The organism is Amycolatopsis sp. NPDC003861, from assembly GCF_053605405.1.
The window spans coordinates 1-11221 of sequence record NZ_JBSGJD010000288.1 but is presented as its reverse complement, the minus strand read 5'-3'; the positions used below and the strand labels follow the sequence as shown (position 1 = coordinate 11221).

Sequence of the window (11221 nt, the reverse complement as noted above, 5' to 3'; positions counted from 1 at the left end):
GTCGCGATCACGTCGTCGATCCACCCGGACGAGGTGACGCACGTGGAGCCGGTGCGGTACGGGCGCGGCAGCAATCTGATGGGCCTGCTGGCGACGGTCCTGGTGGACGGCTCGCCGGGCCGCCGCCGCTGGGCGCTGGGCGTGCGGGAGCTGTGGCGATCCCGGCGCGACCTGCTGCGCATCCACAACCCGCGGCACTGGTCGGAGCGGATGATCGGGCTCCTGGTGATGCAGACCCTGGACAACTCGGTGACGACGTACACCAAACGCGGGCTGTTCGGCCGGCGCATGACGACTCGCCAGGGATCCGGAGCGCCGTCACCGGACTGGATCCCGGCGGGCCACGAGGTGACCCGCCGGGTGGCGGCCAAGATCGGCGGCCTGCCGCAGGGCGCGTGGACCGACCTGGCGAACATCCCGATCACGGGCCACTTCATCGGCGGCTGCACCATCGGCGACTCGCCTTCGTCGGGGGTGGTGGACCCGTACCAGCGGCTGTACGGCCACCCGGGCCTGCACGTGGTCGACGGCTCGGCGATCTCGGCCAACCTGGGCGTGAACCCGTCGTTGACGATCACGGCCCAGGCCGAGCGGGCGATGGCGTTCTGGCCGAATCGGGGGGACGCGGATCCGCGGCCGTCCCTCGGCTCACCGTACCGGCGGCTGGCGCCGGTGGCTCCTCGCCGTCCGGTGGTCCCGCCGGAGGCGCCGGCAGCCCTGCGGCTGCCGCTGACGCCCCGCTGAACGGCGCAGACGTCATCGCGCTGCGCCAAAACGCCTGTATCCTTGCTGAATCGGCTGATGCCGACGCAAGTCAGTCGCAACGACTGGCAGCTGTTTGAAAACTGTAAACCGCGACAGCAGGAGCTGACCATGATGAGTCGGTTGAGCTGTACGCCACTCCCGCTCCGACTACTTCGGTAGGCGGATATGGGTCACCGGTCAGCCGGTGACTCGAAGATCATTACCTACTGTGTCGCCCTGGTGTTGTTCGCGTGCGCAATTCTCATCGTTTGCGTGGCTTTGAGAGTTGTCAGCCCGTCGACCAACACGTGTGAACAGTCTGGCAGTATCGCGGGTCCGAGTGGTAGTTCAGCTTCACTAAAGATAACCTACAACTGCGATAACAGTCACGACGAAGATCACCGCAATGGCGGTCTGCCCACACCATCGACAGCAACTATTTCTCCGACGACAACGACGCGAGGCGGGGATACCAGCCCGCCACCGAGGCCGACAGCCTCAAGAAACTCGAAGAAAAAACGCGGAACCATACCAGTGACACCACCTGTGGTTACCACACGGGAATCACCGTACGCACCACCCAGTTCGATCGAAAAGTGTGGGCCCACACCGGGCCCGGGCACCACCGAAGCTCCACCCCGCAGTTCGCAAGCACCAACGCGTGAGACAACTCCGGCACAACCCGCCGATGTGACCACACCATCGACGTCCGCTCCAATCACTTCATCAAACCCGTAGATCAAAGCTCGCTTGTCAGTTGTGATACACCGGGCAGCAGGCCCGCCGATCCATCAGTTTATCGTGCAGGCCGGAAGGCCACCACAGTTGAGCGAACAGCAGGAACCACGCATTCTCTTGTTCGCCGGTACACCATACGATCCGATCTCAAGAAGAACGACGTTGATCCATCGCTCAAACGCTAGCGTCCGAGACCCCCAAGCCGTGCACTGCTTGGGGGTCTCTCATGTCCGGCGTTGTCGGAGGCGCCGGCAGCCCTGCGGCTGCCGCTGACGCCCCGCTGAACGGCCCTCCCGGACCGCGCCGCCGGGAGGGCCACTCAGCGCACGGTCAGGGCAGGCCCGCGAGGCCCGCCGACACCGTGTTGGCGAACGCGTACCCCTGCGACGCGTCCCAGTTGATCGACCACGTCATCGCGCCGCGGATGGCCGGGTACGTCGCCGATGGCTTGAAGCTGCCGCAGGACGTTCCGCGGGCCAGGCAGTTCAGCGCCGACACCGTGTTGGCCGGGGCCTGGTAGCCGCCGCCCGCCGCCTGGGGGGAGGCCGGGAGGCCGAGGCCGACCTGGTCCGCGCGCAGGCCGCCCTGGAGCTGGATGCAGGCCAGCGCCGTCAGGAAGTCGACCGTGCCCTGCGAGTAGACGTTGCCGTTGCAGCCCAGCATCGAACCGGAGTTGTAGTACTGCATGTTGACGATCGTCAGGATGTCCTTGATGTTCAGCGCCAGCTGGAAGTAGCCGCCCGCCGTGGACTGCATGTCGATCGTCTGCGGCGCCATCGTGATGACCTTGCCGCCGCCGTTGTAGATGCTCCGCAGCGCCTGGCCCATGTACGTGGCGTTGATGCCGTTCTCGAGGTCGATGTCGACGCCGTCGAAGCCGTAGTTCGCGATCAGGGACTTGATGCTGTTCGCGAAGTTGTTCGCCGAGTTCGAATCGGCCACGCTGATCGTGCCGTTCTGGCCGCCGACCGAGATGATCACCTTCTGGCCGCGGGCCTGTACCGTCTTGACGTCGGCCTTGAACTGGGCGTCCGTGTAGCCGCCGAGCTGCGAAGACAGGCCGGAGTCGAGCGTGAAGCCCACCGCCCCGGGCGTGCCGGTCGCGTCCGCGAAGGACACCGCGATGATGTTGTACTTCGTCGGGACGTCGGCGAGCTTCAGCGCCTTGGCGCCGTTGTAGAAGTTCTGCCAGTACCCCGTCAGGACGTGCTTCGGCAGGTCACCCTGCGTCGGCGGCGTCGTGGTCGTGGTCGTCGGCGGCGTGGTGGGCGTCGTCGGGGTGGTGGGGGTGGTCGGCGTCGTCGGCGTGGTCGGCGTCGTCGTCGGCGGGGTGCCGGGGCCGTCGAGGCTGACGTCGTCGGCGTAGTACGCCGGCTGGCCGTACCAGCCGTGCAGGTACACCGTCAGCGACGTGCTCGCGCCGGTCGTGAAGCTCAGCGACAGCTGCTGGTAGCCGCTGGTGCCGGGCGTCCACGTGCTGGTCGTCGCCGAGCCGGAGACGCCCAGGTAGACGTAGCTGCCCTGGACCCACGCGGACAGCTTGTACGCCGTGTTCGCCGAGACGGTGAGCGTCTGGGAGCACTGGGCGTTGTCCGACGACGACGGCGTCGCGTTCAGGGCGCGGCTGCCGCCGTGCACCGGCGAGCTCACCGCGGCCGACGCGCCGGTGCAGCTCCAGCTCGCCGTGCCGGCTTCGAAGCCGGGGTTGGCCAGGATGTTCGCCGCCGAGGCGCTGCCGGCGAGCACGAAAGTGACGCCGAGGGACAGCGTCACCACGGATAGTAAGGAAAGCAGAGCGAAGCGAACCTTGGGGACCACGGGAGACCTCCGTGACACTGGTGAGGCAGGTCACCACAAAGTGGACTAGACCAATCTGATTGTCAAGCGGCCCCATCCGAAAGTCGGGGTGGCGGAAACGGCAGAATGGACCGATCGGAACCAGGCGAAGCAGGAGCGTGTTGCAGTGAGCGTGTCGGTCGAGCAGAAGATCGCCGAAGAACTGGGCGTGCGCGAAGGACAGGTCAAGGCCGCGGTCGAACTGCTCGACGGCGGCTCGACGGTGCCGTTCATCGCCCGCTACCGCAAGGAAGTCACCGGCATGCTCGACGACGCGCAGCTGCGCACGCTCGAAGAGCGGCTGCGCTACCTGCGGGAACTCGACGAGCGCCGGCTCGCCGTGCTCGAGTCCATCCGGAGCCAGGGCAAGCTCGACGAAGCCCTCGAGGCGTCGATCCTCGCCGCGGACACCAAGTCGCGGCTGGAGGACATCTACCTCCCGTACAAGCCGAAGCGCCGCACGAAGGCCATGATCGCGCGCGAAGCCGGTCTCGAGCCGCTGGCCGACGGCCTGCTGACCGACCCGACGACCGACCCGCAGGCCGCCGCCGCGGTGTTCGTCGACGCGGACAAGGGCGTCGCGGACGCGCAGGCCGCCCTCGACGGCGCCCGCGCGATCCTCGTCGAGCGCTTCGCCGAGGACGCCGACCTCATCGGCGACCTGCGGGAGAAGATGTGGGGCCAGGGCCACTTGGTCGCCAAGGTGCGGTCCGGCAAGGAGGAGGACGGCGCCAAGTTCTCCGACTACTTCGACTTCTCCGAGCCCTACACCAAGCTCCCCTCGCACCGGATCCTCGCGATGCTGCGCGGCGAGAAGGAGGAGGTCCTCGACCTCACGATGGCGCCGGACGAGCCGTCGGACGAGCCGCAGGTCGGCCCGACCGAGTACGAGCAGCGCATCGCGGCGAAGTTCGGCATCACCCAGCAGGGGCGGCCGGCCGACAAGTGGCTCGGCGACACCGTCCGCTGGGCGTGGCGCACCAAGATCCTCCTGCACCTGGGCATCGACCTGCGGATGAGGCTGCGCCAGGCGGCCGAGGACGACGCCGTGCGCGTGTTCGCGGCCAACCTGCGCGACCTCCTGCTGGCCGCGCCGGCCGGCACCCGCGCCACCATGGGCCTCGACCCGGGCTTCCGGACCGGCGTCAAGGTGGCCGTCGTGGACGCGACCGGCAAGGTCGTCGACACCCACGTGATCTACCCGCACCAGCCGGCGAACAAGTGGGACCAGTCGATCGCCGAGCTGGCGGTCCTGGCCGCGCGGCACAAGGTGGACCTGATCTCGATCGGCAACGGGACGGCCTCGCGCGAGACGGACAAGCTCGCCCAAGAGCTGATCAAGAAGCACCCGGAGCTGAAGCTGACGAAGGCGGTCGTGTCCGAGGCGGGCGCGTCGGTGTACTCGGCGTCGGCGTTCGCTTCGCAGGAACTGCCGAACATGGACGTCTCGCTGCGCGGCGCGGTCTCGATCGCCCGGCGGCTGCAGGACCCGCTGGCCGAGCTGGTGAAGATCGACCCGAAGTCGATCGGCGTCGGGCAGTACCAGCACGACCTGTCCGAGGTGTCGCTGTCGCGCTCGCTGGACGCGGTGGTCGAGGACTGCGTGAACGCGGTCGGCGTGGACGTCAACACGGCGTCGGCGCCGCTGCTGACCCGGGTCTCGGGCATCACGACGGGCCTGGCGGAGAACATCGTGGCCCACCGCGACACGAACGGCCCGTTCCGTTCCCGGACGGCGCTGAAGGAGGTCGCGCGCCTCGGCCCCAAGGCGTTCGAGCAGTGCGCGGGCTTCCTCCGCATCCCGGACGGCGACGACCCGCTCGACTCGTCGGCGGTCCACCCGGAGGCGTACCCGGTGGTCCGGCGCATCCTGTCCAAAACCGGCACCGACATCCGCGCCCTGATCGGCAACACGCGGACGCTGTCGTCGCTGCGCCCGGCCGAGTTCGTGGACGAGCAGTTCGGTCTCCCGACGGTGACGGACATCCTGTCGGAGCTCGACAAGCCGGGCCGCGACCCCCGCCCGGCCTTCAAGACGGCGACGTTCGCCGACGGCGTGGACAAGATCTCGGACCTGAAGCCCGGGATGCGCCTGGAGGGCGTGGTGACGAACGTGGCGGCGTTCGGAGCGTTCATCGACGTGGGCGTGCACCAGGACGGCCTGGCGCACGTTTCGGCGCTGTCGAAGAACTTCGTGAAGGACCCGCGCGAGGTCGTGAAGCCCGGGGACATCGTGAAGGTGAAGGTCCTGGACGTGGACGTGCCGCGGAAGCGGATCTCCCTGACGCTGCGGCTGGACGACGAGCCGGGGGCCGGTTCGTCGCGCGGCGGCGGTGGCGGTGGTGAGCGCCGGGACCGCGGCCAGGGCCAGCGCCGCGGTGGCGGTGGTGACCGGCGTGGCCAGGGTGGCGGCGGTGGCCGGGACCGCGGCGGCAACGCGAGCGGTTCGATGGCCGACGCGCTCCGGCGGGCCGGGTTCGGCAAGTAGGTCTCCGATGAAGGCGGGTCACCTCCGGGTGGCCCGCCTTCGCGGTGGTCAGCGCAGGGCGAACAGGCCGACCGCGAACAGGAACGCCGGCACCACGGCCGCCGACAGGCTGATCAGCCACGTTCCCCCACGCCAGCCCGTCGGCGAGGCGTCCGAAACCAGCCGCCGCACCAGGGCCGCCTCCACCACCGCCGTCAGCAGGAACCCCAGGCCGACGCTGAAGATCGCCGCCGCGCCGACGAAGAACAAGCCCGAGGTCGAGGCCGCTGCCAAGGGGGTTGCGACCTCCCAGCGCACCAGGCCCGCCGTGGCCGTCAGGGCCGCCAGCAGCAGCACGAACGCCACCAGGAAGCCGATCCGCGCCGTGGTCTGGTGGTGGGCGCCGGCGAACCACCAGAAGCCCGCGTCGAGCGCCGCCACGACCAGCGCCAGCACGACGAACCCCGCGCGGAAAGTCAGCACCCGATCACTCTAGCGAGGCGAATCTCGCTTCCACACTGCCGAGCGCGCCGAAGTCCGCCACCACGTGGCCGCCCGCGCGGATCGGGCACGGCGGCGTCGCCGTTCCCGTCGTCACGATGTCGCCCGGGCGCAACGCGCGGCCGTGGCGGGGCAGCTCCATCGCCAGCCAGTGCAGCGCCAGGCGCGGGTCGCCGAGGACCAGGCTGCCGCTGCCGCGGGAGAACTCCTCGCCGTCGGCGTGGAGGACCACCTGGCTGCGGGGCAGGTCGACGTCGCGCCAGCCCGGCACCGGGCGGCCTTCGACGAACCGGCCGGAGCACGCCGCGTCGGCCAGCAGCTGCGGGCCGCCCGCGTGGCGGTGGTCGGTGTAGCGGCTGTCCGGCAGCTCGATCGCCAGGAACATCGTGTCGACCGCGTCGAGCACCCCGGACAGCGACGGCGACCGCCCCGGATCCGCCTTGAGCCGGAACGCGAACTCGGGTTCGGCGACGCCCATCGTCATCGTGTCGGCCGGGACCGGGGCCCCCTCGACGTGGTGGAACCGCTCGAACATCGCGCCCGGCAGCGGTCCGGGGACGCCGAGGTACTGCCGGGCGTACACGGTCGTCGCGCCGATCTTCCAGCCCGACACCGGCCCGGCCCGCTCGGCGAGGGCCGCCTGCGCCGCCATGCCGTCGGCGTGGTCGCGCGGGCGGGCGTCGTCCGGGAGGCCCTCCAGCCTCTTGCCGGTCAGCCACGCGTCCCAGATCAGCTCCGCCGCCCGCTCTCCGTTCACGCCGGCGATCTTGCCAACCGGAACACCGGGTGTCGATCGGCTTCCGCGGCGAACGCCTCGGGCGGGCCGGTCAGCTTCGCGTCGAAGAACGGCGCCGTCACCGGGATCTTGCGGACGTACGCGCGCAGCACCGGGCCCGCCGTGGCGGCGTCGGCCTCCTCGACCTCCCACGTCTCGCGCCGGCGCCCGCGCCACAGCCGGGCGACGGGGTCGGCGCGCAGGTTGTGCACCCAGCCGACCGGCCCGTACGGCGCCACGAGCCACCGCTCGCCGCCGACCTCGATCACGTTGACCGGCGTGGTCCGGTCGGCGCCGCTCCGGCGGCCCCGCGTGGTCAGCAGGAACCCGGTGCCGCCCGCGGCCGGGATCCCGCGCTCCAGCAACGCCCGCACGACGACGTTCGCGACCTTCCGCGTCACGCCCATCCGGTACTTCCGCGCCATCACGGCTGCATAGCGTAGACCCCGGAGAGCTCTCGCACCCGCGCCCAGACGTTCTCGAACCGCGCGGCGTCCACCACCGGCTTGCGCAGCGCCGCGAGGGCGATCGCCTGCTGGGCGTCGGTCGAGCTCGCCTTGCCGTTGAGGTCCACCGCCGCGACGCTGAAGTCCTGCACCAGCACCGCGAAGATCTGGTCGACGACCTCGTCGTCCAGGCCGGTGATGCGGGCCTGCTCCAGGACGAGCTGGCCGTAGACGATCAGCGTGAACAGCTCGGTCAGCGCGAGCCCGAAGTCGAGGTCGGCCTGCTGCGCCTCGTCCGGCGCCGCCTCGGTGAGCAGCTTGACCAGGTAGCCCGCCTGCTCGGTGAACAGCGCGACGTTCGGGATGTGCGCGGCTTCGGCGTAGGCGGTCTTCCAGTCGTGGAACCGGACCTTCGACAGGCCTCGCGCCGGGCCCTGGCGGAAGAGGAACTCGTCGTCCGCGGCGTCGGTGCGGGTCGGCACCGACGGGTACTCCTGCGGCGCGAAGAGGTAGTTCGGCATGAACTTCGCGATCAGCGCCAGGTTGACGGCCACCGTGCCCTCGAGCTTCGGCAGGCCGTCGATGTCGTTCTTCGACATCGCCAGGTAGGTGTCGGCCTCGAAGCCCTTGGCCGCGACGACGTCGGCGACCAGGCCGATCACCTTCTGCGCCTCGGTGGTCACCTTCATCTTGGTGATCGGGTTGAACAGCAGGTAGCGGCGGTCGTCGGGGTTCGCGCTGCGGAAGTAGTCGACGGCGCGGTCGGAGAAGAGCTTCATCGCCGTCAGCCGCGCGTAGGCCTCGACGAACTCGCGGCGGACGTGCGGGAAGTCCGTCACGGGCTTGCCGTAGAGGACGCGGTTGTGGGCGTGCGTGATGGCTTCGTACAGCGAGTGCGTCGCCATGCCGATGCCGCCGAAGCAGAGGTTGAACTTGCCGATGTTGACGGTGTTCAGCGCGGCGCTGAAGGCTTCGGCGCCGACGTGCAGGATGTCCTCGGCGCGCACCGGGTAGTCCTCGAGCCGGAACTCGGCGACGTACATCTGCGACGGCACCACGTTCTTCACGACGTGGTAGTTCGGGTGCTCGGAGTCGGCGTAGAAGAAGACGTACTGGTCCGGGCCTTCGACGCCGTCGATGCGGCCGAAGACGGAGACCGTGCGCGCGCAGTTGCCGTTGCCGATGTAGTACTTCGAGCCGGTGGCGCGGTAGCCGTCGCCGTCCTTGGTCAGCACCAGGTCCGAGGAGTAGATGTCGGCACCGTGGTCCTTTTCGGACAGTCCGAAGGCGCCGACGCCGCCGGCGTCGAGAGCGGCCGCCGCCCGTTCGCGCGCTGCCGCGTTGGCGCTCTGCCAGACCGGCCCGAGGCCGAGGATGGTGACCTGCCACGGGTACCAGTAGTTCAGGCCGTAGAAGCCGAGAATCTCCGACAGCGCGGCGACGCGGGCGGTGTCCCAGCGCTTGTCGGGGTTGCCGCCGGCGTCGGCGGACGGCGTCAGGAAGGTCGAGAACAGGCCTTCCTTGCCTGCGAACTCGATGAAGTCCGCGTAGAAGGTGCGGTTGTGGTAGTCCTCGGTCAGCTTCGCCTTGCCGCGCTCCTCGAACCAGTCGATGGTGGCGCGCAGCAGGCGCCGCGTCTCGGCGTCGAAGTGCGCCGGGTCGTACTCGCGCGGGTTCAGCAGCATGGTGGTCCTCCTCGATTACCGACCGGTAACTTAGCAAGGCGGCGCGAGTGCGGGCAATCTCACTGGGGGTAGGTCACTCTCGTTGGTACACTGATCATGCGGGCCGCTCAGTTCTGCCTCGGCCCGCTGCTGTTGTCGACTACCACGCGCCGCGGCCGCCACCACGGTCTGCGCCGGGCAGGACAACCCTTCTCAGGTTACGGAGACCAGGGCATTCGCGTGCCCGCATGCACTTATGAGCACTTTCGCTGAACTCGGCTTGCCGACCCCGCTCGTGGCCGCACTGGCCACCCAGGGCGTCACCGAGCCGTTCCCCATCCAGGCGGCGACCCTGCCGCACACCCTCGCCGGCCGGGACGTCCTCGGCCGCGGCCGCACCGGCTCCGGCAAGACGTACGGCTTCGTGCTGCCCGTCCTGGCCCGCCTCGCCGCGGGCCCGACGCGGCGCAAGCCGGGCCGTCCGCGCGCGCTGATCCTGGCGCCGACGCGCGAGCTCGCGACGCAGATCGAGGCGTCGATCCTGCCCCTGGCCAAGCCGCTGGGCCTGCGCACGACGACCATCTTCGGCGGGGTTTCGGCCAACCCCCAGATCACCCGGCTGCGTGACGGCGTCGACATCGTCGTCGCCTGCCCCGGCCGGCTCGCCGACCACATGCGCTCCGGGCACGTGAAGCTCGACGCCATCGAGATCACCGTGCTGGACGAGGCCGACCACATGGCCGACCTGGGCTTCCTGCCCGAGGTCCGCCGGATCATGGACGCCACGCCGTCCCGCGGCCAGCGGCTGCTGTTCTCGGCAACGCTGGACAACGGCGTGGACGTGCTGGTCAAGCGCTTCATGGACGACCCGGTGCTGCACAGCGTCGACTCGGCGCAGTCCCCGGTGGCGACGATGGAGCACCACGTACTGCACCTCGAGGAGACCCACCGGCTGCCGGTGCTGGTCGACCTGACGGCGGCGCCCGGGCGCACGCTGGTGTTCACGCGGACGAAGAGCCGCGCGAAGGCGCTGACGCGGAAGCTGAACGCATCGGGCGTCCCGGCGGTGGAGCTGCACGGCAATCTGGGCCAGAACGCTCGTACCCGCAATCTCGAGGCGTTTTCGTCGGGCACGGCCCGCACGCTGGTGGCCACGGACATCGCGGCGCGGGGCATCCACGTCGACGACGTCCGGCTGGTCATCCACGCGGACCCGCCGGTGGAGCACAAGGCGTACCTGCACCGGTCGGGCCGCACGGCCCGAGCGGGGGCGTCGGGCACGGTGGTGACGCTGATGACGGACGCGCAGGTCCGCGACGTCCGGGACCTGACGCGCAAGGCGGGCATCAAGCCGACGACGACCCAGCTCGGCCCGGGTCACCCGCTGCTGGCGGAGCTGGCCCCGGGCGAGCGGACGTTCTCGAAGGCCCCGGCGGTGGACAACCGCCCCAAGAAGGTATCGGCGACAGGTGCGGCGCCTGGTGGCGGCCGCGGCCGCCGGTCATCGGCGCCGAAGGAGAACCGGGGCGGCCAGCGTTCACGTGCGGCGGCCCAGGAGCAGCGTTCGGCGGGGTCCGGTTCGCGCCGCTCGGAAGGAGCGGCTTCGGGCGGGTCCCGGCGGTCGGGTGGCTCGGGCGGGTCGCAGCGGTCGGGCGCTTCGGCTGGCTCGCGCCGCTCGGGCACGGCTGCCGGTCGTTCCGGCGGCGGAGGTGCCGCGGGCGGGGCGGCCGCTTCGGGCCGTTCCGGCGGCACGGCCGCTGCCGGAGGTGCCCGGCGCTCGGGCGCCCCGGCGAGCAACCGCCGTTCGGGCTCGAGCGGCGCGGCCGCTTTCTCCTCGGGAACCCGCGCGGGCTCCCGCCGCTCGCGCTGAGCCAAGGCTGACGGAGGTCCCGGCGTTCTCCGCCAGGGCCGGGACCGTTCTTCCGCAGCTGCCTCACCGGCCCAAACGGCACCCGGACGCCAGACCGGCACCCCACCCAGACCTCCCCACCACCCCGATCCGAAGCCAAAACACGGCCGGTGGTGCCGGGTCAAGGCATCTTTCCCGCCT

Annotated in this window: 8 protein-coding genes; 3 read left to right on the top strand and 5 right to left on the bottom strand. The window is 70.2% G+C overall.

What is annotated here, in order from left to right; translation table 11 throughout:
• Positions 1-744 (top strand): GMC oxidoreductase (locus ACWEVN_RS41735; protein ID WP_452054962.1); only part of this gene is annotated, 744 nt, incomplete at its 5' end.
• A 1068-nt stretch (positions 745-1812) separates the two neighbouring features.
• Here ACWEVN_RS41735 and ACWEVN_RS41730 read toward each other — a convergent pair.
• Positions 1813-3300 carry a chitinase gene (locus tag ACWEVN_RS41730; RefSeq protein ID WP_452054961.1) on the bottom strand — a complete coding sequence of 496 codons (1488 nt, stop codon included), beginning with the start codon at positions 3298-3300 and terminating at the stop codon, positions 1813-1815.
• 145 nt (positions 3301-3445) lie between these two features.
• On the opposite strand from ACWEVN_RS41730, the gene ACWEVN_RS41725 reads away from it, so the two are divergent.
• Positions 3446-5806: a Tex family protein gene (locus ACWEVN_RS41725; protein ID WP_452054960.1), complete on the top strand. Its 2361-nt coding sequence runs from the start codon at positions 3446-3448 to the stop codon at positions 5804-5806.
• Positions 5807-5854: 48 nt separating this feature from the next.
• Here the strand turns inward: ACWEVN_RS41725 and ACWEVN_RS41720 are convergent, their stop codons facing one another.
• Genes ACWEVN_RS41720 through ACWEVN_RS41705 form a run of 4 tightly spaced genes read right to left on the bottom strand, consistent with a single transcriptional unit; the run spans position 5855 to position 9192 of the window.
• A complete protein-coding gene (locus ACWEVN_RS41720; RefSeq protein ID WP_452054959.1) occupies positions 5855-6268 on the bottom strand; it encodes a hypothetical protein in 414 nt (137 codons plus the stop codon).
• Between the two features lie 4 nt (positions 6269-6272).
• Entirely contained in the window at positions 6273-7043 is a 771-nt protein-coding gene (locus ACWEVN_RS41715) for a 2-keto-4-pentenoate hydratase (RefSeq protein WP_449685872.1), read from the bottom strand.
• Positions 7040-7486 carry a nitroreductase family deazaflavin-dependent oxidoreductase gene (locus ACWEVN_RS41710; protein WP_449685873.1) on the bottom strand — a complete coding sequence of 149 codons (447 nt, stop codon included), beginning with the start codon at positions 7484-7486 and terminating at the stop codon, positions 7040-7042. Before ACWEVN_RS41710 ends, ACWEVN_RS41715 begins: the two co-directional genes overlap by 4 nt.
• Positions 7486-9192 (bottom strand): acyl-CoA dehydrogenase, encoded by a 1707-nt coding sequence (locus ACWEVN_RS41705; RefSeq protein ID WP_452054958.1) that lies wholly within the window; start codon positions 9190-9192, stop codon positions 7486-7488. The genes ACWEVN_RS41710 and ACWEVN_RS41705 overlap by 1 nt, the downstream gene beginning before the upstream one ends.
• 235 nt (positions 9193-9427) lie before the next feature.
• Between ACWEVN_RS41705 and ACWEVN_RS41700 the strand changes: the two genes are divergently transcribed.
• Entirely contained in the window at positions 9428-11041 is a 1614-nt protein-coding gene (locus tag ACWEVN_RS41700; RefSeq protein WP_452054957.1) for a DEAD/DEAH box helicase, read from the top strand.
• Positions 11042-11221 lie beyond the last annotated feature (180 nt).

Coding starts and splice junctions, on each gene's coding strand:
- ACWEVN_RS41710 (WP_449685873.1), bottom strand. CDS start 7,486: ATGGCGCGGAAGTACCGGATGGGCGTGACGCGGAAGGTCGCGAACGTC.
- ACWEVN_RS41705 (WP_452054958.1), bottom strand. CDS start 9,192: ATGCTGCTGAACCCGCGCGAGTACGACCCGGCGCACTTCGACGCCGAG.
- ACWEVN_RS41700 (WP_452054957.1), top strand. CDS start 9,428: ATGAGCACTTTCGCTGAACTCGGCTTGCCGACCCCGCTCGTGGCCGCA.